The sequence below is a fragment of the Sodalinema gerasimenkoae IPPAS B-353 genome, assembly GCF_009846485.1.
GTDB classification, from domain to species: domain Bacteria; phylum Cyanobacteriota; class Cyanobacteriia; order Cyanobacteriales; family Geitlerinemataceae; genus Sodalinema; species Sodalinema gerasimenkoae.
The window spans coordinates 2,700,401-2,724,885 of record NZ_ML776472.1; the positions used below are offsets into that span (position 1 = coordinate 2,700,401).

The window sequence follows — 24,485 nt, forward strand, 5'->3', positions numbered from 1 at the left end:
TTTTTGTTTGTTGTTAACAACGATTGACATGGTGCGGATTTTGGGTTACAATTTTATATTATAAAGATACCAAATAATAAGCAAACCACAAAATGACAATTCCTGATTTTCAAGCTGTCATGCTTCCACTCTTGAAGTTTGCAGGAGATCAAAAACCGCATTCAACTCAGGAAGCGATAGATTTTTTAGCCAACCACTTTGATCTCAGCTATCAGGAGCGAAACCAGCTATTACCTAGTGGTAAGCAAGCTATTTTTGATAATCGATTTGGCTGGGCTAAGACATATCTCAAAAAAGCTGGATTACTTGAATACCCTAAGCGATCGCAATTGCAAATTACAGCTAGAGGCAAGGAAGTTTTAAATAGCAATATCACCCAGATTGATTCTGCATTCTTAGAGCAATATTCTTGTTTTAGGGAGTTTAAATATAAAACACCCAAGGCAATATCGTCATCGTCCAATAAGCCTAAATTGGATATTGAAGTTGTAAATCAAACGCCAGAAGAGTTGCTGGATTATGCTTATCAAGAAATACGTCTTAATTTAGCCAAAGAAATATTGGAAAAGGTAAAATCTTGCTCACCTATTTTTTTTGAAAGGCTTGTTGTTGAACTGCTGGTTAAAATGGGATATGGTGGTTCAATTCGAGAAGCTGGACAGGCAATTGGTAAAACCAATGATGAAGGAATTGATGGCATAATCAAAGAAGATAGACTTGGTTTAGATGCAATTTACATCCAAGCAAAACGCTGGACTGACACGGTCGGGAGACCTGAAATTCAAAAATTTGTAGGAGCTTTGGCAGGTCAAGGTGCGAAGAAGGGTATCTTTATTACAACTTCTAGGTTTTCCGAGCAAGCAAAGTCTTACTCTCCTAAAAGTGATATTAAAGTTGTTTTAGTGGATGGAGAAGAGTTAGCAGAATATATGATTGATTTTGACTTGGGTGTTTCTTCTATATCTGAATATAAAACAAAGAAAATTGACATGGATTACTTTGAATCTAATTAATTTAAATATATTACAATCAATTATCCAAAAAAGTTGGCACATTTGATCTTGATTTTACTGACAGCTTGACAAATAAAGTTAAAAGTAGTATTCTGATAAATGTTGTCCAACGACCATGTATGTATTAGATAAAAATGAAGCGACTCAAAGATAAAAACAATGAAATTAAAGTCGTGCTTGCCCGGACAGATTCCAAATACCTAGAAGATGTACGCAAGCTCGCTGATGCCAATATAAAAACCTTGAGTTTTCAACCTTATTCTTTCTTTAAAAAGTATGCTCGGGATCCTGGTATTCTAGTCGCAACTGTAGGTAAAAAATTTTGTGGTTATCTGATTTGGAGTATCAACTCTAAAAAGTCTCATGCACGAGTTTGGCAGCTTTGTATTGCTCCAGAGTATAGAGGAAACGGTATAGCTCGAGCTTTGAACTCAGAAATGATTGACAGGACTAAAGACAAAGTTAGATCGGTTTATTTAGAGTGTAAAGCAAACTATGGCATTGATAATATGTGGCGTAAGCTAGGGTACGTACCAATTCATGAAAAAGACGCAAAAACTCCTGGAGATGTTTTAAAACGTTGGTCTATTCGTTACAATAGTATACCATCTATTTTTGATCCAGATATTTTCATGAAAGATTATAAAACAAAATCTGCAATTGATGCAGCGACTTTATACCAACTAAATCAAGAGAGAAAGATTAGACAAGCAGAGTCTTTGTCAATAGACTGGATCCGCTATAACTTAGGAGTTTGTGTGACTGATGAAATTTTTAACGAAATTGATAAGAACTATGAAGGTAATGACAGACAAATCCTAAGGGGTATAGTTGGGGATAATTTCGCAAACCCAGAATGTGATTTACAGAACTTCAATAAAACCTTGAAGAAATTGCAAGAGTTTTTAACAATATCTAATCTAGATTTAGATGATGTTTGTATAAGACACATAGCAAGATGTGCCGCCACTGATATTCCTTATTTTATAACATCTCAAGACAAACTAATTTCTCTTCAAGACGAGTTTTATATAAATTTTGGTGTTCGATTGGTTTCACTTCAAGACATGATAAATTTACAGGAAGAAACAACGAATCAACTAAACTATCAGCCGTACCGATTAACAAATTCTAGTATTAAAAGAGGTGACCTAAGTTCTTGGGATTTAAATCAATTAGTTACCAGCGGGCAAAAAATATCGTCACCCCAAAATAAAAACAATCTTTTAATGGAGTTGCGTTCGTATGTAAAAAACAAAGATACCTTCAAATCTATTGTTTTATCAATAGATGATCTACCCAGTATTTTGGTTGTGTATGACTTGTCAAAACTAGATGATAAAATTATTGAAATTCCAATATTTAGGATTTTGAAAGATGTAAGAATTTCTGATACCCTTGCAAATTACATAATTCATGAAATTCTTAAAGAAACAATAGATAATAATTCTGATTTTTTAATTGTAACAGATGAAAATCTAGAAAAATCCGAAGAGAAAATCTTGAGGAATCAGTATTTTATCAAGAAAAATACTTTTTCTCAATGGATAAAGTGTTGTCGTCGAGGAGTTTTTAGTTCTCAAAATATTATTGATTTTTTGAGTAATTTCTCTAAAGTAGAAGAATATCATGAAGTTAGTGGAATGATAACATCAACTTTGAAGTCCGAGGATAATTTGATAGATTCAATACCAACAATAGATATCGAGCGTTTGTTATGGCCTCTTAAAATCGAAAACTCTACGATAGATAATTTTATTGTTCCTATTAAACCAGAAGCAGCCAAGGAACTGTTTGATGACAGATTGGCGCAAGAAAATTTATTTGGTGTGAATAAGTCCAGTTTGTTTTTTAGTCTAGAATCAGTTTACTATCGAACTCCTTATGCAAATGGCGGATTAACTCGGTCTCCCTCACGAATACTATGGTACGTGAGTCAGTCAAAAGATGGAGGCTATTCAAACTTAAGTTCGATTAGAGCCTGTTCTCAAGTTGACGATGTGATCGTAGATGAACCTGAACATCTTCATAAAAAATTTCAGCATTTAGGGTTTTATAATTTACCTCAAATTAAAAAATGTGCCAGCCCAAAAGGGAAAGTAATGGCTATTAAATTTAGTCATACTGAGTTATTTGATACAACTGTTCCTCTAAAACTTGTCAAGAAATATCTTAATAGTAAGACACCTATACAAGCTCCAATAAAAATATCCAATGATAAATTTATACGGCTTTATCGTTTAGGTTTTCAATCATGAAAATGCAAATAACCATGCAAAACAAAACTCAAACTAGAGTCTTACTAATCTCAATCAAACCTTGCTATATTGAAAAAATTTTAGACGGGAATAAAACTATAGAGCTTAGGAAAACAAAGCCCAAGTTAAAACCTAATGATTTTATATTGGTTTATGCTTCTTCACCTAAACAGTCTATTGTTGGATGGTTAAAAGTTAATAATATAATTTATGACACTCCCCGAAAGCTGTGGGGTCAAGTTAAAAAACAGGCAGGAGTTACAAAAAAAGAGTTTGACTCATACTATAAAAACTCAAAATTAGCTGTTGCCATCTGTTTTGATCTAAAATATACGACTGACTTATCTTTAAATACTGTTCGTCAAACATGGGAAAATTTTAATCCACCTCAAAGTTTTCACTATCTCAAGTCAGAAGAAGTTTGTCTTGCTGAAAGCATTACAGGTTACTCTGTTTTTGAAAAAACAGAAAATTTATCTCCAGAGTGTGAATAAAGTGAGTCTCCTAAATTCGGGATATAAGAATCTATATAGCGTTTCTAATATCTATGAGTTACAGCCCAAGTGATATAGGACTTTTGAGGATTACGATCATACCTCACTAGACCAGGAAACCTTGTAGCATAACAATTAAGTCAATTCAACCCACCCCAGAACTCATCGCCTTTTGCTAAAAACTGATCGGGGTAATCGCCGCAACCTTCCTCACCGACGACCCCCTAGAAGCGCCGTTAAAAGGTTTTCCCCCCAATCAACCGAATCTGATATCAGCCATTGAAACCTGGCTAGGGGAGATTTGAGGTCTGTCATTTTTAGGTTAAAATATCGATAAGTTTAGAGATAAAAAGAGGAAATCATGGAAATTGCTACTCAACTCACTGACGAACAAGCTCATAAACTAGCTTTTATCCAACAAAAAACTCAACAAAATCCAGATGAAATTTTAGGGGCTGCCCTTGACTATTATTATCAACAGCTCTTGACCACGTCTACTAACCATCTGGAAAATTTCAGTAAGATTGGCTTTGTTGGCTGTGTGGATGCCGAACCTGACCTAGCTGAAAACTGCGAATCAATATTAATGCAGGAAATTGGTGCTGAATGATTATTGTTGATACCGGCTTTTGGGTTGCCTTAGCCAATAAAAATGATAACTACCATGAAGCGGCTAAACAAACATTTAGTCAATATAACGAACCTCTGATTACGACATGGTGCGTCGTCACCGAAACTTGCTACTTTCTACAAGCTCGTCGGGGAGTTCAAGCTTCGATTACGTTTATCAATGCCATGTCTCAGGGATTATTTCAAGTTTTTGAAATTAAGCCTGACCATATCGCCAGACTCAAAGATTTGATGACTAAATATCGTGATGTTCCGATGGATTTAGCAGACGCATCTCTCGTTTTGTTAGCAGAAGAGTACAAAACTGGACGAATTTTATCATTGGATATTAAAGATTTTAGTATTTATCAGTGGAATAACAAAAACTATTTTGAGAATCTTTTCAGGTCTTAATAGCAAAGCGCGGCCACTGACAATACATTGTTTATTAAACATCCCGATATTACCTAACGTCCATGACTATTCTTCAATCAGTCCCTTCAATTCATCAAGCAGGTCAGAGAACTTAAGCTTTCCTTGTCTTTCTTCCTGCTGGGCTACTTGGAAATTCTTATAAATATTGTCACGAGATTCTTCACGAAGATATTGCTGTAACAACATTGAAATTTCTTGTTTTTCATCGATAGAAAGACCTTTTATTGCTTCAACTACATCATTAAATCTCATCATTGACTAAGCCTCACGGTACTGACTTACTTTGAATGATATTCTATTTTGCCATAAACCAACCGACACCCCAGCCTTCCTCACGGACGAACCCCTAGAATTGCCTCAACGCCGACATCCTCGCCAACGAAACCCGCGAACGGGAAATCGCCCTCACCCTGGCTCGAACTGATTTGGGACATCACTTGTCCCGACGAAGACCCCGCAGAACTGCGATCGCCACCTCAAAACCCTCAAACGCGCCCCACCTCCTCCCCCACCGTGCCATTCTCTTCGGTAGCGAATTTCCACCCCGACCCAACCCACCCCAGAAGCGTTCGCGAAGCGTCTCCGCAGGAGAATCGCCTTTTGCCAAAAACTGACCGGGGTAATTGCCGTTGCATTTCTCACCGAGGAACCCCTAGAAGCGCCGTTAAAAGGCTTTCCCCCCAATCAACCGAATCTGTTATCAGCCATTGAAACCTGGTTAGGGGAGATTTAAGCAGCCACCAAGAAACCCGGTTTCTGACCCTTGGCGGCAAAATTAGCTAAAATGTCAACAACCCCTAGCCCCTGACTAAACAATGACTCAAACTCTTGATGTCACTGGACTCACCCCAGAACAAATCGAGCAAATTCAGAAGATGATAGAAACCTTTAACACTATTAATCAACAGCAGAAACAAGGCGATCGCCCACTAATAACTGACTCCACCAGCCCCCTCACCCACGCTCAAAAAATAGTCAAAAAATATGCGAAAAATCGGAACCTAACAGAGGAACTGATTCAAGAACGCCGTCACGAGTCTATCCATGAGTAATGTCATCATGGATGCCTCTGCCATATTAGCATTTCTCAATCAAGAAAGCGGGAGTGAACAAATAACAGACTTGATTGAAAATGCAACGATTAGCACCATTAATTTATCGGAAGTTATTGCTAGATTGGCAGAAATTGGCATCTCAGAAACCGAGATTTTGCAAATTTTGTCCGACTTGAACTTAAAAATTGTTCCCTTTGATGAACCGCAAGCTCAAATTGCGGGTATGCTACGACCCATGACTAAACCTCTAGGCTTATCCCTTGGCGATCGCACTTGTTTAGCACTGGGTCTTGTTCTCAATCAACCCGTGATCACCGCAGACCGCCAAGGGAGTCAGTTAAATCTTAACCTCGAAATTCGAGTGATTCGGTAAAAAGGTTTTCCCCCCAATCAACCTCATCTGATATCCGCCATTGAAACCGGGTTAGAGGAGGTTTGAGGATTCAAGAAACCCGGTTTCTGACCCTTAGCGCCAAAATTGGCTAAAATGTCAACAACCCCTAGCCCCCAACTCAAAAATGACTCAAACTATTGACATCACCGGACTCACCCCAAAACAAATCGAGCAAATTTATCTAATGATAGAAACCTTTAAAACGATTAATCAACAGCAGAACCCATCAGCCCCAGAAAATCTCTCAGAATCAGACCTAAATTCCTTATTTTTTGAGAGCGAAATCCTCCAACCCTTTAATCGAACAATGCTTTATGGTAACAGAAGCTAAACGAATTTATCTGGATACGAACGTCCTCGCTTATGTTGCTAATACCAAAGCTCCTCAACATCAAGCCGCTTTAGAACTATTTAGACCGACTGAACGGGAGATTTTGTGTGTCTCATCGCAGGTTTTAGCGGAATTTTACTCCTATATTACTAATCCGGCTATTTTAGCCAGCCCTTTACAGCCAACGGAAGCAATTATCCGCATTAACCGAATTTGTCAGATGCCCCATATCTGCTTACTGTCAACTCCGGTAGATCTGTTTGAACGTTGGAGCGATTTATTGTCAGAAAGACCTGTAACCAATGGAGGTGTTTTTGATTTACTGCACATTGGAATTATGTTAGCCCATGATGTTACCAGCATCTACACGTTTAACATCAAAGACTTTTCTTGGTGTTCTCAAATTGAGCCGATCGCTCCCAGGGTAAACGCATCAAAAATGGTATAAATTGTACTTAACAAAAAGGGGAGAGCTAGGGATGCGCCCAAAAGGCGGACTAGCATGGGTTTCGTTGTTAACCCACTTACGCTAACTTGAGGACAATGGCACAAATCTCATCCTGTACACCCATGTCTGACTCCTTTTCTGTCTCCTCATCGCTTCAGGCTCATTTTGGTGACCTTGATGATCCCAGAGTAGAGGGCCGCTGTGCTCATCAACTCTTTGATATCGTGGTTATTGCCCTGTTGGCCGTCCTGTCGGGTGCCGAAGGCTGGGATGCGATCGAGACTTATGGCAAAGCCAAACAAACTTGGTTAGCTACGTTCCTCTCGTTGCCCAATGGTATCCCCCCCCATGATACCTTCAGGCGGGTTTTGTCTCGACTTGACCCGAGCCAACTTGAAGCTCGCTTTCAGGATTGGATTGGCAGTCTGCTCGAAACCCTCGACGCTACCGTAGTAGCCATTGATGGCAAAACCCTACGAGGCTCCTATGACCGAGAGCATCACCTCAAAGCCTTACAACTCGTCAGTGCTTGGTCTACTGAACACCGATTGGTTTTAGGTCAAACCCCTGTGGATTCAAAATCCAATGAGATTACAGCTATTCCTGTGCTCCTCGAACAACTCGACTTAGCCGGCGCGATTGTCACTATTGATGCCATGGGGACTCAAAAGGCAATTGCTCAACAGATTCACGAGGCCAAGGCTGATTATATTTTGGCTCTCAAAGGGAATCAGGGCAGTCTACATGCTACAGCTCGGGCTTACTTTGAGGAGTTTGAGCAACAAGGGGGTCAAGATGCGTTACCCGTTGACCACTGCCGATGCGTTTACCCTGCGATCGCTCCGAGTCACCTTTAATCAAACCACCCCAGAACTCATCAGCTTCTGTGAAACACTCACCGGGGTCATCGCCATCGCCGTCCTCACCGACGACCCCCTAGACGCGCCGTTCAAAGGCTTTCCCCCCAATCAACCGAATCTGATATCCGCCATTGAAACCTGGTTAACAGAACTTTAAACAGCCAAAACCGCTAAGATATCAACAAGCCCTAGCCCAATTGCCCAAAGATGGAACCAAGTGTTAAATTCATTGTTTCTACACCCCTAGGGTTTACAGTCCGCATTACCGAAAACTACTGGCAAACATTGCTGATCAAACATCCCGATATTACCCATTATGAAACTAAAATTCAGCAAACCCTGAATCAACCCGATGCCATTCACCAAAGTCAGCGCGATATTAACGTTTTGGTATTTTATCGCACCATCAAAGCACAAAGATGGCTAGTTGCTGTTGCTCGGCGTTTAAATGGCGAGGGTTACTTGATTACCGCTTACCAAACTGATGCAATAAAAAACAGAGCGAAATTATGGCCCAAACAAAAGTATTTTACGAACCAGAAACCGAACTTTTAACCATTTTTTGGCAATCTCCCTGCCCCAATCAAATTGCGACCGAACTTGAGAACGATATTATCTTGTTTAAAGATGGAGATACCCATGAACCCATTGGCATCGAAGTCTTGTCCTATCATCCCGGGGATGATCGCATCAGTGGCATCTCCCTAGAACTCGGTCAACAAAATCTTGTTAACACCTGAAAAAAATCAACTATGGCGATCGCTGGGCAATTTAGCAATTTTACATTAACATTAATTTAGGAGTTCATAATGGATGAAATCGTCAGAAAACTAGCGGGTGTCGGCTTACCAGCAGTCATTCTCCTAATTACCATGGCAACAACAGGGTTGACTGGAGCCGCCGCGATAACGGCTGCCTTGGCGATGTTAGGACCAGGTGGGATGATTGGCGGAATTGTCTTTTTGGGAATTATTGGACTGGCATCGGACGCATTAGCTAAATATGGTTTAGAGTCGATGTTGGTTGAGATTTATAAGACACGCCAGCAAAATGGGGAATCGAGATCCAATCTCTGCAACGAAATTGCTTGGTTGCCCATTTCAGATGAGCTAAAGTTGGTTTTAAAGGATAAAATCGCTCGTGATTCTGGGTGAGATGGGGTGGCGATCGCCTTTCAAAAAAACTGTCACGGGTTGGGTCTCAACTTATTTTTGTGAGAAAGTCAAGTTAGACAAATGCTTATCTAACATCGAATTGAAGCTGTGAGACGACGAGAAAAATGAAGAGTATAAAGTGCATTTTACGTTGCTGGTGCAGGAGCGCCCCGCAACATCCCTTCCGTACTCAAGTCTTCATCAATGTCTTCCCAATGTAAGCCATATCCACCGCCGCAAATTTCCCAAGCCTCTTGCTGTTCTGGCGTTGCATGGTATAACCTCGGATACCAAACTAAAGAAACTGAAATCGCACGGCCGTCCATCAAAAAGACCGTTATTGAATCTTCATCAAATGAGACATCTTTCACGCGCTCGTCAACGTTAACTACTGGAGTCGTCATGCCAAGTCTCCCATGAAATTTCTGGGTTATCTAGCCCCTTTTCTGACTCACTAAGCAGGTTGAAATGTAAGTTTAACTGGAGGTAATGGCTTCCCTTCCAAACGACTCGACTCAACCAGCAGTTTCAACACGTCCTGAGCATTTTTAAAGGCGCCTCCATAGCTATCACCATGAGTGACAGGCTGCATGACATCTTCAAGATCAGGTAAGAAGACAACGAAGCAGTCGTCGAGTTTTGACCATTGAATTACAATCGTGTATCTCATAAAATTATTCTTATTTTTGGTTTTTCCTTAATAGTTTTAAGGCTTCAAACACTTGTTTCTCTTGATGACGCTTGGCATCTTTTCCATCATTCCCAGAAATAATTAGAATCACAGATAAACCAGGATGCTTCCATTTAGTATTTAGTATGGCTTCCTTTTGCAGAAACCTTGACAAAACCTGCTTTAGCCAGTGACTTTTTCAAGTCTCGAATCTTCTGGGGCATTCTTTGATATAGTTTACGGGCATATAGCTGGGCTGTTTAAACAGTTATGACCTACGCCACCATTCTAACAACCCGAGGGGGTGAGAAACCGAGTGTCTTCAAGACACCCGGTTTCTAGGAGTCGCCCCGGGGTGACTTACTTCGCCCCAGCCGGCATTCCTAAGATATCCTCAATCTTCGGCATATCCTCGATGGGAATCACGCGCCCCTCATCCTCAAAGCCAACCAGTTCATTGAAGTTGAGATAGCGGTACAACTCACCCGCAAACGGGTCGATTTTGTCCTTCATAATCTCCAGATATTCCTCCTTCGTGGGAATGCGGCCGAGTAGCGCACAAACCGCCGCTAACTCCGCCGAACCCAGATAGACTCGCGCCCCTTTACCCATACGGTTGTTGAAATTACGAGTCGAGGTGGAGAAGACCGTGGCCTCATCCTCGACTCGGGCCTGGTTGCCCATACAGAGAGAACATCCCGGCATCTCCGTGCGCGCACCCGCCGCCGCAAAGACACCATAGACCCCTTCCTCGCGTAATTGCTTCTCATCCATGCGCGTGGGAGGACAAATCCAGAGTCGGACTTTCACCGGGCCAGCCCCTTCTAACACCTTCGCCGCTGCCCGGTAATGGCCAATGTTGGTCATACAAGAGCCGATGAAGACCTCATCAATTTTGTCATTGCTACATTCAGACATCAACTTGACATTGTCCGGGTCATTGGGCGCGGCGACAATGGGTTCGGTAATCTCGCTGAGGTTCACCTCTAGGGTGTCCGCATACTCGGCATCTTCATCCGCCGACATTAACTCAGGATTAGCTAACCACCCCTCCATCTTGGCCGCACGACGCATCAGAGTGCGCGCATCCTGATAGCCGCGAGCCACCATGTTTTTCAACAGCACCACGTTTGATCGCAGATACTCGGAAATGGTCTCAGTCCCTAACTTAATGGTGCAACCCGAACAAGACCGCTCCGCCGTTGCATCGGTCAACTCAAAGGCTTGCTCGACTTTCAAATCAGGCAATCCTTCCATTTCCATAATCCGCCCGGCGAAGAGGTTTTTCTTGTTCTCTTTACCGACGGTGAGTTTGCCCTCTTGAATGGCAACCCAGGGAATGGCGTTGACCACATCCCGAAGGGTGACACCGGGCTGTAACTCCCCAGTGAAGCGCACTAACACGGATTCTGGCATATCCAAGGGCATCACCCCCAGGGCAGCGGCGAAGGCCACTAAGCCAGACCCGGCGGGGAAGGAAATCCCCAAGGGAAAACGGGTGTGGGAGTCGCCGCCGGTGCCGACGGTGTCGGGAAGTAGCATCCGGTTGAGCCAGGAATGGATGATGCCATCGCCTGGACGGAGGGAGACGCCGCCCCGGGTGGAGAAGAAGTCAGGCAGGTCCCGGTGGGTGTTGATGTCCACCGGCTTGGGATAGGCGGCGGTGTGGCAGAAGGTTTGTAGGGTGAGGTCGGCAGAGAAGCCGAGACAGGCGAGTTCCTTGAGTTCGTCCCGCGTCATGGGGCCGGTGGTGTCTTGGGAGCCAACGGTGGTCATGACTGGTTCGCAGGAGGTTCCGGGACGCACGCCGGGGAGTCCACAGGCTTGTCCCACCATTTTTTGGGCCAGGGTGAAGCCTTTATCGCTGACTTCGGGGATTTCAGGACGGGAAAACAGGTCGGTGATGTCGAGGCCCAAGGCTTCGCGGGTTTTGTCGGTGAGACTGCGACCAATTAGGAGGGGAATTCGTCCGCCAGCCCGCACTTCGTCCAGGATGGTGTTCGGTTTGACGGTGAAGGTGGTTAGGAGTTCGCCATTTTTGGTGATTTCTCCTTTGTAGGGATGGATGGTGATGATGTCTCCGGTTTCCATTTGGGTGACGTCGCACTCGATGGGGAAGCCACCGGAGTCTTCGGCGGTGTTGAAGAAAATCGGGGCGATACTGCCACCGAGGATGAAGCCGCCGGAACGTTTGTTGGGGACATGGGGGATGTCATGACCGATATGCCATAACAGGGAGTTGATGGCGGATTTACGGGAGGAACCGGTTCCGACGACATCGCCAACGTAAGCCACGGGATGGCCGTTTTCTTTGAGTTTGGCGATGGTTTCAATCCCCTCGGGCATTAGGGACTCCAGCATGGAAAGGGCGTGGAGGGGAATGTCGGGGCGGGTGGTGGCGTGGGGTGCGGGGGAGAGGTCGTCGGTATTGGTTTCGCCGGGAACTTTGAAGACGGTGACGGTGATGGCTTCGGGGACTTTGGGTTTGTCGAGGAACCAGGCACCATTAGACCACGCGTCGACGACTTGTTTGGCGTAGGGGTTAACGTCCGAGAGGGCGAGAACGTCGTTGAAGGCGTCGAACACTAGCAGGGTGGTACTGAGAGCCGTTGCTGCGGCGGCAGCTAGGTTGCTGTCGCGGGATTTGAGTAGTTCGACGAGGGATTGGACGTTGTAGCCGCCCACCATGGTTCCGAGCAGGGAGATGGCGCCCTGGTGGGAGATGAGGGGACAGTCGATTTCTCCTTTGGCGATGGCGGTGAGGAATCCGGCTTTGACGTAGGCGGCTTCGTCAACACCGGGGGGAATGCGATCGCGCAGCAACAGCATCAGGAACCCTTCTTCGCCCTCGGGAGGATTTTTCAGGAGTTCACAGAGTTCTGAGGTTTGTTCGGCGGTTAGGGGAAGGGGGGGAATGCCCAGGGCTTCCCGTTCGGCGGCGTGTTGGCGATATGCGTCTAGCATTGGATTCGGTTCTCCTTGCACTTCAAACGACAATACCCCTTGGCTGCGGTTGTAGCGGTCAAGTTTGGGTAATGATTCTTAAAATCCTACGGTGAGTGGGGGGATGACCGCTAGGGTTTTGAGGGATTCTGTTTTTAAGGTAACGAATTTTATCCGGTTTGGGATGGGCCCCATGTGGCGATGTCTTGACTTTGTGGAGCCTGCCCCTCGGAAATTACGGAGTCCCTGAGTCGGCAAATTTCAGGGAAAATCAGCGTTTTCCAGCTTCTAGGGTCATTTTTTGGCTTGGACTCGTCTTGACGAACTTAAATCACTGTGTAGAATCGTGGTAATTCTATCCGTAGAAATCATGACTCAGTATATTGTCGTTAAAGGAACTTCGGGCATTGGAAATCGGGTTTTTGCGGTTGCAACGGGAATTTTGTATGCTCAGTTAAGTGGGCGACAGTTGGTGGTGGATTGGCGAGATGGGAGTTATTCAAATACGGGGACTAATTTGTTTCTCCGCTATTTTGATTGTCCAATAGCGGAATCAGTTGAGGTTTTGCCAGAGACAGATTCAATCTATCCGGCTATTTGGAAAAATCAACTTCATCGCTCTATGGGATCGTTGCGAGATGAGTTAGGATTAACGGGATATTCGGATATGTCGTTTGATGTCTCTCAACTTGATTCTCAGGAAGATATTTTGGTGTTATCGGCTTACACTCATAAGATAAATTTGATGCGTCCTTTGTTGGCCCAGGAAACGAGTAGGTTGGCCACTATGACGATTCGGGAGATATTAAAATCTATCTTGAAAGACAATTTATTTGTAAAAGAAGATATTAAGTCACAGGTGGATGAGTTCAAGAGGGAAAACTTTGAAAATTATATGGTCGGGGTTCATATTCGCTATTCAGACATGAAGGTTCCGTTGACTGAGATTGAATTTGCAGTGCGCTCAATCACTCGGTTAACTCGCTTTCAGCATGGTAATTTTAAGATTTTCTTGGCAACGGACTCTCAGGAGGTTTTACATTCATTTAAGGATAAGTTTCCCAATGTAATTTCAACGGATAAGTGGTTCTCACAGTCAGGAAAACGATTACATCAAAATCCTGAAGAATGTCAGAACTTAGTGCAAAATGGAATTGAGGCTCTTGTGGATTTATATTTACTGGCTGCTTGTGATAACCTCATTTTTGCGTCCCGCTCATCTTTTGGTTTTTTGTCAAGTCTCCTTATGACGCAGCCCAATGCACGTTATTATGACATTGATGAGGAGCACTCGCTAGTGAGGCGTATTAAACATAAGTTGATTAATACAGCCAAAAATCTTAACATTAACCCTTAAATTCAATTTATGACAGGGTGGGCAATGCAACAATTCTCATGTTTTTGGCTGGAGTAGAAATAGGTCGAAACAGTTATTGGGTAACTTTGATGTTATGGGCGATCGCCACGGAGTTCATGAGGAATTTCGCTAGTGAATACAGACCCATCAAAACCACAAAGCTAACGCCAATAATGAGCCAATCATAAGGATTGGTAAAATAGGTTAGCAATTGGCGAATTACCAATCTAGGATGGGTAAATAAATCCCAACTGTTAAAGCGTTCAAATCGTCCTAAACAAATGCCGATCGCACTCAGAATATGAATTGTCCATTCGGTGGGCACAATCCAACGAGGTAATTTCTGAACTTTTAAATAACTCGATAGATTAACTAACGAGACTGTGTAGGCGGCAAATCCTAAACTTAAAACAACGATATACAGAGGAATCGCAAATAGAGTTAACACCCAAATGGAGCGAGTTTGTCGGATATCTTCAATCAAATGAATAATATCGGTGAGTAAATAGGGGGCGTTGGGGAGAAAGAGGATGAAAACAATACCGCCAAACCACCATAACGTTGAACGCGATCGCCCCGGAAAACACAACGCATCCATCCCCGCAATTCCTGAAACTAGCAAAACCGCAAATAGGAGATAGAGAATTGAACCCTGTCGCAGCAATGCCAGACTGATTGAGGCGATGGAGGAGAACGAGAAAATCCCCAACATTCCTGTCAAAAACCCGGTTCCCCAACGCAAGGTAGAGGAAGCAGTGGGATTGAATAGATAGAAACTCAGCAGCAGCGGAATCAAGGCTAAAAAGAGATTCCATTGCATCCAGGCTGAATTGCGATCGAGGATTTGGAGAATATCGTGATACATCCGTTGGTTAACCTCGGTAATGGCGACAATAGAAGACGTTTACTTTAGGCTAACCCATAATTTATAACAAAATATGAAGAGGATGTGTCAATCCCTTGACAGTCTACGCGTTTGTTGAGGCGATCGCCCTGACTGATGACAAAACTATCCGGTTTTCAAGTTGCAAGACTGAACGAAGATATAGAGTTTATGTATTTATACGTGATGTATCGGCGACTAATTCAGATTCTCTCCGGCTTGGGGTTAGTGAGTTGTACCTGGATGTCTGGGGCGATCGCCCATCCAGCCCTTTACATTGATTCCGACACGCCTCCCTTAAGACAGCGTGAACTCCGTGATGGAAATATCCGGGTTTCCGTTCGCTATGAGGGACATCCTGAACGAAATAATCTTGGCCATGATGGCAACCTTCATTATACCATTTTGTATCAAGATTGGCTAGGTTCGTTTCGTGTGAATGATGAAATTCTAGCCGTGAATTTGGGTCATGTTAGCCTCCAAGATATCAACAATAATGGCACGCCAGAAGTTATCGTATCTGGATTTAGTGGCGGCGCTCATTGTTGTACAACCCATAATGTTTATAGCTGGAATGGTAATGATTTTGATAAAATATCTATCGGTCGGGAACAATTAGGAGGCGGAACATTTAAAGATATTAATGGAGATGGCAAACTCGAATATCTAACATTGGCTCAACCCTTTTTCTATGCCTTTAGTTCCTTTGCTGGTTCCGTTCCTCCCTCTCGCATCCTAAGTTTCCAAGATGGAGAATTTCACGATGTTAGCCGAGAACATCCTGAACAATTACGCTCTGTAGCTTGGCAGATGTATCTGGCACTCCAAGAACGCAACCATGAAGTGAACGGAATTTTAGCCGGTTACGTTGCCCAAAAAGCCCTTTTAGGAGAGTTTGAAGAAGGGTGGGAATTTATGTTGGCCCATTATGACCCCGATGATGACTCAGGAATCGGGGGATATAATATCTATAATGAGGAGCGAGAGATGGTTGGAAAACATCCCGACTTCCCAACGGCGTTACAGGCCTTTTTGCTCGACTGGGGCTATATTGAGGAGTCGGATTTACCTGGTGGTTGTGGCAGGAACTAACCCACCACAACAAACCCGAAATTTAAGTCATTCGGTTTCAGGCAATCACGCCGCTTCTAAGCTGCGTTTATAAGCCTCATCCAAAACTTCGCAGAGGGTGGGGTGAGTATGCACATTAAAGGCTAACTCACGCACCGATTGGCGATTGGCGATCGCATTGGCGGCCTCCTGAATCAAATCCGCCGCGTGAATGCCAATAATATGAACTCCCAACAATTCCCCCGTATCCTTACGGTAGATAATCTTGGCAATACCGTCGGTTTCTGCTTCAGCTAAGGCCTTAGAATTGGCCTTGAAATAGGTTCGCGCCGTTGCCACCTCAAAGCCTTCCGACTCTCCTAACTCCTTGGCTTGGGGTTCCGTTAAGCCCACAAAACTGATTTCGGGATGGGTAAAGGCTGCCGCTGGGATGCTGCGATAGTCAATCTGGCGATCGCGCCCTTGAATCGTCTCAACCACGGCAACCCCTTGAGCCGAGGCGGCATGGGCTAACATCATCTTACCCGTGGCATCGCCAATGGCCCAGAGATGCGGCACCGCTTCCCCATTAGCGGTAACTTGTAGAGAATCATTAACCGGAATAAAGCCTCGGCGATCGGTTTCCACTCCCACCGCTTCTAAATTCAGCTTATCCGTGACAGGAATTCGCCCCGTGGCTACCAAACAGGCGTCGACTTCCAAGACTTCGACGACTTCCTTAGATTTCGCATCCGTCAACTCAATCGTCACCGGGGTTCCTGGGGTGATTTTCGTGGCGAAGACACCGGCGTAGGTTTCCACATCTCGGGCATCCAACAATACCCGTTTGGCGATTTTGGCAATATCGGGATCGAAGGTGGGCATGAGTTTGTCGAGGGCTTCCACCATGGTAATCTCTGAACCCAGGGCGGAATAGACATCGGCGAACTCTAACCCGATGTAGCCACTGCCGATAATCGTAATCCAGGGGGGAACTGTCTCTAGTTTCAGGGCATCATCACTGGTAAAGACGGTTTTACCATCAATCTCAATGCCGGGGGGAACAAAGGGAACGGAACCAGGGGCGAGAATGATATTCTCAGCACTGTAGGTTTTTTCCCCGTCGGCAGTTTCCACAGTGACTTTTTGTGAGGCGGCAACTTTACCCCAGCCTTGGATGATATCCACTCCGAGGCGTTTGAGGCTGTTCGTCATGTTGTCGCGAATGGTGTTTACCAGGTTATCGGCGTGATCGGCGATTCCCTGGCGATCATATTGAACTTCCCCCACGTGAACTCCCATCGATCGCAGGTGTTGGGTTTGACGGAGTTCCCGCACCCGCCCGGAGGCGGCGAGGAGGGCTTTGGAGGGAATGCAGCCGCGATTGATGCAGGTTCCGCCCATTTCAGCGGCTTCGATAATGGCGGTGTTTAGCCCCTGGGCGACGGCGTGGAGGGCTGCACCATGGCCCCCGACACCGGCACCGATAATAATGAGATCGTAATCAAACCCTTGACTCATAAGTAGTTTCTCTGTGCGTTTAGCCTTCCTATTTTCAACTGTACGGGGGCGATCGGACAACTCTTTGCTGGAGGGGCGGGGGTTGGGAGGGGGGAAAAAAGTTTGTTAGGATCGGCGAGATATGCCGCGATCGCCCGGTTTATTGCTTAGATTGGGTAGCCTAATCTCGTTTGGGTAACGCCGAAATAGCGTTTGCCCCCTTGCTTCTTTCTCGACTTATGGAACATAACACTCCCGATCGCCCGGATGCTGAACCGACATTCCAAGAAACCCTGGAACGGTTGCGTAAAGCGATGAACAGCCATCCCCCAGACTCTGAGACATCCAAGGCGAAACCCGTTGAACCCCCCAGTGATATGCCGACGGATTTAGCGATCTGGGAAGATGCGATCGCCGATATTGAACAATTCCTAGAATCGAAAAACCCCAATTCCCCAGATTCCGATTAGTCGGGCCTTGATGTCGCAGCCTGTCGTTGTCGTCTGACTTCAAAGGCCAACAGGGCGGCGGCGATCGCCACATTGAGGGATTCGGCGTTGGGGCTGATGGGGATGGTAACCTGCACATCGGCAATGTCGAGGAGTTGAGGCGATAATCCCGCCCCTTCATTTCCCAGAAGAATTAACGAGGGCTGTTTCCAGTTCACATCCCAATAGGTGAGGGGGCTATCTAAACAGGTGGCGACAATTTGCACCCCCTGTTGCTGATAGTCTTGTACCGTTGCGAGGAGGTTCTCACAGGGAAGCATCGGCATTTGAAACCAGGTTCCCGCCGAAGCCCGTAAGACTTTGGGGGAGGTGCGATCGACGCTATCTTGGCTTAACCACAATCCATCGATTTCAGCGGCGACAGCGGTACGGATGAGGGTTCCCAAATTTCCCGGATCTTGCAGACGTTCCAGGGCAAATCCCACTCCCGAGGGCAATAGATTGGGAGGCGAGGGGGCTGTTTGGGGGGCAGTGGCGATAACGCCATCGGGGTTGACGGTGGTGGCTAGGGCATTTAAGACATCCTCGCTGACAAGTTCGATGCGTTGGGCCTGGAGTTGCCTGAGAAGTTGGGGATGGCGATCGCCCCAGGCAGGAGTATGACAGAGAACATCGAGGGAATGGTGATGGCGGCTGGCTTCTTCGATGAGGTGGGTTCCTTCGAGGAGGAACTGTTGCTGGAGGCGACGCTGTTTGGTTTGTTGGAGTTTGCGCAGTTGTTTGATGAGGGGATTTTGGAGGCTCGTGAGCATAACGGTGGTAAGGGACAATGCTATGGTTCCATCATCCCTCTTGCTGCCAACATTGTTTCAACCAATCTTTGAGTAATTCTGGAGGGCTACTGTACTGCCGAGTAACGCTCCAAATTTGCAATAACTCTAAGGGAGTTGTCACCGTTACATCCAGAGGACGATAGGGACTGCATTGACAGCTAATCCCTAAATCCTTTAAGCGGTGGTAAATACACCACCGGCTGCATCCGTGAATTTTGAGCTGTGATGGGGAGAGGGACATCAGCTAATGATAGTTAATCTCAATAAATTGTTCCGATTATAAGCGCATCTCTCTCAGGAGGGCAATCGGCTCATCACTTCTTTACATTTTGTAATATTAGCGGGCGATCGCACCCATTAAGCTGCCTCAACTCCTAAATCCGCAGGTTGGTCACCTGTGTTGACGATTAAACACTATATATCTTTAGTTACGCATGACTATTTTTAAAACAAATTCTGGTAACTAGCTAACCTTGAAAACCCTTACTATTTCGAGGTTTTTAGCTGACTTGATAACTATTCTCAATAGCATCGAGAATAGTTTTTTTTTAATAGCTTTTCAAAAAAAAATAGCCTTGAAAATAAAAAATTACTGTGTTCTAATCAAGGTGATGGCAAAAATGTCATTGATACCTGACAAGCGAATCTAAAATCATTCAGGAGAACACCAATGGCTACAGCAACCCCTGTACAAGCATTTGAGCAGGTTGCCGACAACCCCGTTTTACTCCCAAAAACGACGACGGAACCCCTGTGCGAAGGTTTGAATACCCTTCTCGCCACATTCCAAGCGCTGTATTTGCAATATCAAAAACATCACTTTGTCGTTGAAGGAGCCGAATTTTATCAACTCCATGAGTTTTTTCAGGAGTGCTATGATGAAGTTTCCGGTCATGTTCATGATTTAGGAGAACGCCTTAACGGATTGGGGGGCGTTCCGGCGGCCAGTTTCACAAAATTGGCTGAACTTTGTGCCTTTGAACCCGAGGAAGATGGCGTGTTTTCGGCTCGCCAAATGCTCGAAGCGGACTTAACCGCCGAACAGGCGGCTATTTCTCTGCTACGCTCCCAAGCCGCTCAATGTGAGAGTTTGGGCGATCGCGCCAGCCGTTATCTCTACGAGGAAATGCTCCTGAAAACCGAGGAACGGGCCTATCACATTGCCCACTTCCTCGCTCCCGATAGCCTCAAAGCCTAATTTGAGTGAGCCGACTTAGACTGGGCGTCAAACAGGCTTGGATTAACCCCTCGGTTCCATTGGCGAGGAGGATGGGAATGCCAAATTCTCGTTCTAAGTCTTCGACGGTAACATCGTCAAGGAACCGGGTTTCCCCATGTTTGAGCATCACGGTGGGTAAAATAATCCCATTACCGAGATGATGTCGCCGGTTGTGTAAGCCTCGCTTGACATCAGAACCAGTGAGAACCCCAGTCACACTAATCTCTTGCCCCCAAAACTCGCTATTGAGGCTTACCATCTCCACCGTTAGCCCCTCGACGGCGTTAAGTTGGTGTAGAATCTCCCCGAAGGCAGTTCTGACGGCATTCCCGACTACCCAGGTGAGGTGACGGGGTGACTCAATCTTAGAGGGAAGCCGTTGCTGGGCAATGTCCCGAAATTCATCGAGGAAGAGACGAATCGAACCGACACCATTATCAATTTGGGGATAGCCTTCGTAGTCAACTCGTTCCGGCATTTCCTGGCCCGCGAGGAGAAACCACTCGTCGGCTAACCAGGCAAAGGTTGAACCCAATTGTTCTCGGAATTGGGGTTGTAGGGCCTGAACCTTTTGGATGACGGTTTGGGCGGTTTCTGCGGAGACGGGGATGAGTTCATCTTCGGGAGGGCGAAAGCGGGTTAAGCCAACAGGAACGACGGCGACGGAAGCCACGGCGGGAATATCATCGTCATCGAGGTTTTTGCCGAATTGAGCTAAGTCTTGTAGGGTTCGTTCGAGGTGAATGCCGTCGTTAATCCCGGGGCAAACCACAACTTGGGCATGAATTTGTAAACGCCGCTCTTGGAACCATTGTAACTGCTCTAGGATTTGTCCGGCGCGGGGGTTTTTCAGCAGGCGCGATCGCACCTCGGATTCGGTGGCGTGAACGGATACATATAACGGAGAGAGTCGCAGTTGTTCGATGCGTTCCCATTCGGCGGGGGGGAGGTTCGTCAGGGTGAGATAGGAACCATAGAGAAAGCTGAGGCGATAATCGTCGTCTTTGAGATAGAGAGTATCCCGCATCCCCGGCGGTTTTTGGTCAATAAAGCAAAAGGGGCAACGATTATTACATTGAATGAGATTGTCGAATAAGGCAGACGAAAACTCTAAGCCTAAATCGGCATCGTAGTCTTTCTCGATTTCTACGTCATGGAGTTCGTCGTCGCTGTCGAGAACTTTCAGGGTGAGAATTTCGTCAGCACAAAGAAATTGATAGTCGATTAAGTCTCGCGGTGAGATATCGTTGATGGATACCAGGCGATCGCCCGCTTGAAAGCCAATCTCCTCAGCAATGGAACCCGGCAGAACCCTGGTGACGAGGGCAGGTTGAATGGTTGAACGACTCATAACAGCAAGTATAGGGAGTTATTGATGGGGAGTTATGAATAGAGGAAGCTTCTAAAACAGGAATAACCCAGATTTCGTAGCGAAACTGGGCAATTCCCTATTATCATGTCAGCCTATTATAGGAAGAGTGGCCAACGATATTGAACGGATATGAGGGCAGATGGGCAATCTGCTACCGCCTATTCTAGCGATAAAAGAATCCCCAAGGCAAGGGGTTTGATAAAAATTTTCAAGAGCAATCTCTTGCCTTCTTCCCCCCTACTGCCTACTGCCTTCTTCCCCCCTCTTCCCTCTTCCCTTCTTCTATGCCCCTAACCCCCGAACAACACCAAGCCGTCTACGCCAAAGGAAGTGTCGCCATCACCGCCGGGGCAGGAACCGGCAAAACCTATATGTTGGCCCAACGGTATCTGCATCATCTGCGAGACGATGGCTACTCCCCCCTCGAAGTCGTCGCCGTCACCTTCACCGAGAAAGCCGCCCTGGAACTGCGATCGCGGATTCGGGAGATGATTGCCCAAGAGATGCCCGATAACCTCGAACTCCTCGCAGAACTCGAAGCCGCCCCCATCTGTACCTTCCACAGTCTCGCCGCCCAAATTTGCCGCGATCGCGCCCTCGATTTAGGCATTCCCCCAGATTTCCGAGTCTTGGATGCCATTGAGAGTCAACTTTGGTTTGACGAAGCCAGTCTCAAGATTCTCAATCGCCTCCCGGAACATCTTTATGAACAGGTTCCCTATCATCTGCTTGAGGCCATTCTGCCTCAACTCCTCGACGATCCCCTCTCCGTGCAAGCCGCCTTTGAGTCGTCTCCCGATTCCTGGCCCTCCCTGGCCCAACAGCTTCAAGATGAGATCTTTGACGAGATTCTCAACCATCCCCTGATTCAAGAGAGTTTAGAGATTCTGCCTCGCTATAGCGGCAGTGGCAAAGATACCCTGGAACCCGCTCGGCAACAGGTCTATACCGCCCTCTGTCGGCTCCAGGGAGGGGAGCGATCGCCTGAACTGCTCAAAATTCTCATTGAGCGCAATTTCAGCCGTGAACGGGGCAGTAAGAAGAACTGGAAGGCGGGAGGATTAGAGGTGATTCGCCAACAGTTGAAAGACTTGCGAGATTTAGCCAAAACCTATGAAGCGGAACTCCAGGTATTGCACCTGGGGGAGTTGGATGAGGATTTAGCGAAATTATTACCGTCTCTCCAGGAGGCTTTTAATTGGATTTACCGAGAATTACAAACCCGCAAATGTCGCGATCGCGTGTTGTGTTTTGCCGATTTAGAAATCTATGCCTTAGAAGCCCTGCAAGATGAGCGGATTCGTTGTGAGTATGGCGATCGCTTCCAAGCCATCCTCGTCGATGAATTTCAAGACACCAACCCCACCCAGGGGAAGTTTCTCAAGGCGTTAACGCAACAGGCGACGCTCACCGTCGTTGGCGATGAGAAACAATCTATTTATAGCTTTCGCCGGGCTGATATCCAAGTCTTTCAGCAAATGCGGCAACGGATTCAACAAGAGGGAGGAGAGGAAGTTGCCCTAAGTCTGTGTTTCCGCACCCATCCTCGGCTGATTGAACAGATTAATACCCTGTTCCGCCCCCTGCTGAAGCACTTACATCAATCCCTGCGATCGTCTCGTGACGAGATCCCCGATGCTGAACCGGATGTGCAGGTGTTTTGTCTCCCGGAAGCCCCAACCTGGCCCAAGGCCCAGAAACGGGCGGCGGAAGCCTATCGCATGGCGGAGTTCGTGCAACAGTGGCTGGAGACGGGGGAGGTAGCTGCCGGGGAGATTGCCATTTTAGCCCGTACCAATGCCCCCTTGGGAGTCTATGCGGAGGCCTTGGAAGCCCGAGGAATCCCCATTGCTTTGGCGGGAGGGGGTTCGTTGTTGGAGACGCGGGAAGCCAAGGATGGTATGGCGTTGCTGGAGTGTGTTTGTCATCCTGAAGATGATCGGGCGTTAGTGGCGGTGTTGCGAAGTCCCTTTTTTGCCTTGAGCGATCGCGCCCTCTTGTTAATTAAACAACAAACCGATGGCAATCCTTCCTTAACCTGGTGGCAACGGTTGCAACGGGTGGATTGGACCTCTCTTGACTGTGAGGCTGAAGAACTTCCCCCTATTTCGCCGCTGACGGTGTTGGAGGCGTTACGGAAGTTCGCCCAGGAGGAGTCTCCGGCGAGAGTCTTGCAGGAGGGCGATCGCTTGACGGGCTATACAGCGGTGTTAGCCAATCTCCCGAGTTGTCGCCGTCGTCTAGCGGATTGGCGGGGATTTCGGGAGTTTGTGAGGGATATTGAGGGGGGCGATCGCAGTCTGTATAGTGTCGTGCGTCGCCTACAACGATTACGGGCCATGGATGCCGCCATTCCTCGGCTTCCCCTCGATGCCAGTAATGCAGTGTCCTTAATGACCATTCATGGGTCGAAAGGATTAGAATGGAAACGGGTAATTTTAGGGGATTTGTCCGTGAAATCCTCTGCCCGCAGCGACTCCGTTTTATTCGATCCAGAGATTGGGCTGGCGGTGAAGTTTAGTGATGACTTTGAACGAGAGGGAAAGCCATTTCTCTATGTTTATTTACAGCGACTTCAGCGACAACTCGAAGACCAAGAATCCCTACGCTTATTATATGTCGCCTTGACGCGATCGCGGGACAAACTCATCCTAACCGCCTGCGAACCCAAGGGGGGTTTTTTAGAGCAATTACAGCCCGGATTCGACGCCGCCGCCATTCCCCTAGGAACCTGGGAACTGCCCCCAGACGAGGAACTCAGCTTCAGCGCCGCCCCACCTCCCGAACCGTCGCCCTTGGGAGAACTGTTACTCAGGGATTAACCGTTGTCATCCGGGAGTTTTTGCACCACATCCCGAGGCAACTCAGTCAAGTTAACAACCTGTTCTACCGTCATTCCTTGCCGGAGAAGATTGATAGCCACTTGTTGTTTACCTTCCAGGATTCCCCGTTGTTCACCAATTAGCTCTCCTTCTTGGAGAATTTCTTGATAGATGACTGACTCTCTCATGACATCTCTCCTAATAATTTGACGAATCACATCTTCACCCAGGACTAACCCAGCCAAAACTCCCGTGGCTGCTGCCAGGTTGCTGCGAGTCCGCCTGTCTTCTATTTTATCCAGTATGCTCGGCAACTTGGGTCAGAACTTGGGGGCG

General features: G+C 46.3%; 28 protein-coding genes and 2 pseudogenes. 20 read left to right on the forward strand and 10 right to left on the reverse strand.

The features are described 5' to 3' along the window. Window positions 1-92 precede the first annotated feature (92 nt). From L855_RS11755 to L855_RS11775, 6 genes and pseudogenes are all read left to right on the forward strand, one after another. On the forward strand, window positions 93-1,013 hold the full coding sequence (locus L855_RS11755) for a restriction endonuclease (RefSeq protein WP_159788221.1): 921 nt from the start codon (window positions 93-95) through the stop codon (window positions 1,011-1,013). 134 nt (window positions 1,014-1,147) lie between these two features. Next, window positions 1,148-3,271, forward strand: a complete 2,124-nt coding sequence (locus L855_RS11760) for a GNAT family N-acetyltransferase (RefSeq protein ID WP_159788223.1) — start codon at window positions 1,148-1,150, stop codon at window positions 3,269-3,271. Further along, window positions 3,268-3,765: an ASCH domain-containing protein gene (locus L855_RS11765; RefSeq protein WP_159788225.1), complete on the forward strand. Its 498-nt coding sequence runs from the start codon at window positions 3,268-3,270 to the stop codon at window positions 3,763-3,765. The genes L855_RS11760 and L855_RS11765 overlap by 4 nt, the downstream gene beginning before the upstream one ends. A 146-nt stretch (window positions 3,766-3,911) precedes the next feature. Beyond that, window positions 3,912-4,070, forward strand: a pseudogene (locus L855_RS22850) (NACHT C-terminal alpha/beta 1 domain-containing protein); the annotation flags it as partial. Between the two features lie 56 nt (window positions 4,071-4,126). Further along, window positions 4,127-4,375 (forward strand): hypothetical protein, encoded by a 249-nt coding sequence (locus L855_RS11770; RefSeq protein WP_159788228.1) that lies wholly within the window; start codon window positions 4,127-4,129, stop codon window positions 4,373-4,375. Continuing rightward, window positions 4,372-4,788, forward strand: a complete 417-nt coding sequence (locus L855_RS11775; RefSeq protein ID WP_159788230.1) for a type II toxin-antitoxin system VapC family toxin — start codon at window positions 4,372-4,374, stop codon at window positions 4,786-4,788. Before L855_RS11770 ends, L855_RS11775 begins: the two co-directional genes overlap by 4 nt. 66 nt (window positions 4,789-4,854) lie before the next feature. On the opposite strand, the gene L855_RS11780 is transcribed toward L855_RS11775, so the two are convergent. Then, window positions 4,855-5,064 (reverse strand): hypothetical protein, encoded by a 210-nt coding sequence (locus tag L855_RS11780; RefSeq protein WP_159788232.1) that lies wholly within the window; start codon window positions 5,062-5,064, stop codon window positions 4,855-4,857. A 150-nt stretch (window positions 5,065-5,214) separates the two neighbouring features. Next, a complete protein-coding gene (locus L855_RS11785) occupies window positions 5,215-5,451 on the reverse strand; it encodes a hypothetical protein (RefSeq protein ID WP_159788234.1) in 237 nt (78 codons plus the stop codon). Between L855_RS11785 and L855_RS22855 the strand changes: the two genes are divergently transcribed. The 9 genes and pseudogenes from L855_RS22855 (at window position 5,432) to L855_RS11830 (ending at window position 9,051) form a co-directional block, all read left to right on the forward strand. After that, a complete protein-coding gene (locus tag L855_RS22855; protein WP_425500605.1) occupies window positions 5,432-5,542 on the forward strand; it encodes an NACHT C-terminal alpha/beta 1 domain-containing protein in 111 nt (36 codons plus the stop codon). The two genes, L855_RS11785 and L855_RS22855, sit on opposite strands and share 20 nt — an antisense overlap. A gap of 82 nt (window positions 5,543-5,624) precedes the next feature. Next, a complete protein-coding gene (locus L855_RS11790) occupies window positions 5,625-5,861 on the forward strand; it encodes a hypothetical protein (RefSeq protein ID WP_159788236.1) in 237 nt (78 codons plus the stop codon). Further along, on the forward strand, window positions 5,854-6,237 hold the full coding sequence (locus tag L855_RS11795; protein ID WP_159788238.1) for a type II toxin-antitoxin system VapC family toxin: 384 nt from the start codon (window positions 5,854-5,856) through the stop codon (window positions 6,235-6,237). The genes L855_RS11790 and L855_RS11795 overlap by 8 nt, the downstream gene beginning before the upstream one ends. A gap of 335 nt (window positions 6,238-6,572) precedes the next feature. Further along, window positions 6,573-7,037, forward strand: a complete 465-nt coding sequence (locus tag L855_RS11805; RefSeq protein WP_159788242.1) for a type II toxin-antitoxin system VapC family toxin — start codon at window positions 6,573-6,575, stop codon at window positions 7,035-7,037. Between the two features lie 95 nt (window positions 7,038-7,132). Then, a pseudogene (locus L855_RS11810) lies at window positions 7,133-7,861 on the forward strand (ISAs1 family transposase); the annotation flags it as partial. Further along, window positions 7,845-8,054: an NACHT C-terminal alpha/beta 1 domain-containing protein gene (locus L855_RS11815; RefSeq protein ID WP_159788246.1), complete on the forward strand. Its 210-nt coding sequence runs from the start codon at window positions 7,845-7,847 to the stop codon at window positions 8,052-8,054. The pseudogene L855_RS11810 and the gene L855_RS11815, both read left to right, overlap by 17 nt. 50 nt (window positions 8,055-8,104) lie before the next feature. Further along, window positions 8,105-8,452, forward strand: a complete 348-nt coding sequence (locus L855_RS11820) for a hypothetical protein (RefSeq protein WP_159788248.1) — start codon at window positions 8,105-8,107, stop codon at window positions 8,450-8,452. Window positions 8,453-8,514: 62 nt separating this feature from the next. Further along, window positions 8,515-8,637, forward strand: a complete 123-nt coding sequence (locus L855_RS22220) for a hypothetical protein (RefSeq protein ID WP_281349499.1) — start codon at window positions 8,515-8,517, stop codon at window positions 8,635-8,637. A 69-nt stretch (window positions 8,638-8,706) separates the two neighbouring features. After that, window positions 8,707-9,051 (forward strand): hypothetical protein, encoded by a 345-nt coding sequence (locus L855_RS11830; RefSeq protein ID WP_159788252.1) that lies wholly within the window; start codon window positions 8,707-8,709, stop codon window positions 9,049-9,051. Window positions 9,052-9,197: 146 nt separating this feature from the next. Here L855_RS11830 and L855_RS11835 read toward each other — a convergent pair whose 3' ends face one another. Continuing rightward, the gene (locus L855_RS11835) at window positions 9,198-9,455 is read right to left on the reverse strand and encodes a DUF2442 domain-containing protein (protein WP_159788254.1); all 258 of its coding nucleotides are present in this window, start codon (window positions 9,453-9,455) and stop codon (window positions 9,198-9,200) included. A gap of 626 nt (window positions 9,456-10,081) precedes the next feature. Next, window positions 10,082-12,685, reverse strand: coding sequence for a bifunctional aconitate hydratase 2/2-methylisocitrate dehydratase (gene acnB, locus L855_RS11845; RefSeq protein ID WP_159788258.1), 2,604 nt, complete (start codon window positions 12,683-12,685; stop codon window positions 10,082-10,084). Between the two features lie 349 nt (window positions 12,686-13,034). Here acnB and L855_RS11850 point away from each other — a divergent pair, with 349 nt between their 5' ends. Then, complete coding sequence (locus L855_RS11850) at window positions 13,035-14,021, forward strand: nodulation protein NodZ (RefSeq protein ID WP_159788260.1); 987 nt, start codon at window positions 13,035-13,037, stop codon at window positions 14,019-14,021. Window positions 14,022-14,094: 73 nt separating this feature from the next. Here L855_RS11850 and L855_RS11855 read toward each other — a convergent pair whose 3' ends face one another. Then, the gene (locus tag L855_RS11855) at window positions 14,095-14,886 is read right to left on the reverse strand and encodes a DUF1361 domain-containing protein (RefSeq protein WP_159788262.1); all 792 of its coding nucleotides are present in this window, start codon (window positions 14,884-14,886) and stop codon (window positions 14,095-14,097) included. Window positions 14,887-15,090: 204 nt separating this feature from the next. On the opposite strand from L855_RS11855, the gene L855_RS11860 reads away from it, so the two are divergent. Next, the gene (locus L855_RS11860) at window positions 15,091-15,996 is read left to right on the forward strand and encodes an FG-GAP repeat domain-containing protein (protein WP_159788264.1); all 906 of its coding nucleotides are present in this window, start codon (window positions 15,091-15,093) and stop codon (window positions 15,994-15,996) included. Window positions 15,997-16,041: 45 nt separating this feature from the next. Here the strand turns inward: L855_RS11860 and lpdA are convergent, their stop codons facing one another. Further along, window positions 16,042-17,475 carry a dihydrolipoyl dehydrogenase gene (gene lpdA, locus L855_RS11865; protein ID WP_159788266.1) on the reverse strand — a complete coding sequence of 478 codons (1,434 nt, stop codon included), beginning with the start codon at window positions 17,473-17,475 and terminating at the stop codon, window positions 16,042-16,044. Window positions 17,476-17,693: 218 nt separating this feature from the next. Between lpdA and L855_RS11870 the strand changes: the two genes are divergently transcribed. Continuing rightward, window positions 17,694-17,924, forward strand: a complete 231-nt coding sequence (locus L855_RS11870) for a hypothetical protein (protein ID WP_159788268.1) — start codon at window positions 17,694-17,696, stop codon at window positions 17,922-17,924. On the opposite strand, the gene L855_RS11875 is transcribed toward L855_RS11870, so the two are convergent. Together L855_RS11875 and L855_RS11880 are read right to left on the reverse strand one after the other, a co-directional pair. After that, window positions 17,921-18,715 (reverse strand): TrmH family RNA methyltransferase, encoded by a 795-nt coding sequence (locus tag L855_RS11875; protein WP_159788270.1) that lies wholly within the window; start codon window positions 18,713-18,715, stop codon window positions 17,921-17,923. The genes L855_RS11870 and L855_RS11875 overlap by 4 nt on opposite strands. A gap of 31 nt (window positions 18,716-18,746) precedes the next feature. Then, window positions 18,747-18,977, reverse strand: a complete 231-nt coding sequence (locus L855_RS11880) for an Asr1405/Asl0597 family protein (protein WP_159788272.1) — start codon at window positions 18,975-18,977, stop codon at window positions 18,747-18,749. A 429-nt stretch (window positions 18,978-19,406) separates the two neighbouring features. On the opposite strand from L855_RS11880, the gene dpsA reads away from it, so the two are divergent. Beyond that, window positions 19,407-19,934 (forward strand): DNA starvation/stress protection protein DpsA, encoded by a 528-nt coding sequence (gene dpsA, locus L855_RS11885; protein WP_159788274.1) that lies wholly within the window; start codon window positions 19,407-19,409, stop codon window positions 19,932-19,934. Here the strand turns inward: dpsA and L855_RS11890 are convergent. Next, a complete protein-coding gene (locus L855_RS11890) occupies window positions 19,924-21,306 on the reverse strand; it encodes a TIGR03279 family radical SAM protein (RefSeq protein WP_159788276.1) in 1,383 nt (460 codons plus the stop codon). The two genes, dpsA and L855_RS11890, sit on opposite strands and share 11 nt — an antisense overlap. Before the next feature lie 305 nt (window positions 21,307-21,611). Here L855_RS11890 and L855_RS11895 point away from each other — a divergent pair, with 305 nt between their 5' ends. After that, entirely contained in the window at window positions 21,612-24,149 is a 2,538-nt protein-coding gene (locus L855_RS11895; protein WP_159788278.1) for a UvrD-helicase domain-containing protein, read from the forward strand. On the opposite strand, the gene L855_RS21915 is transcribed toward L855_RS11895, so the two are convergent. Beyond that, window positions 24,146-24,337, reverse strand: coding sequence for a hypothetical protein (locus L855_RS21915; RefSeq protein ID WP_246198828.1), 192 nt, complete (start codon window positions 24,335-24,337; stop codon window positions 24,146-24,148). The two genes, L855_RS11895 and L855_RS21915, sit on opposite strands and share 4 nt — an antisense overlap. Window positions 24,338-24,485 lie beyond the last annotated feature (148 nt).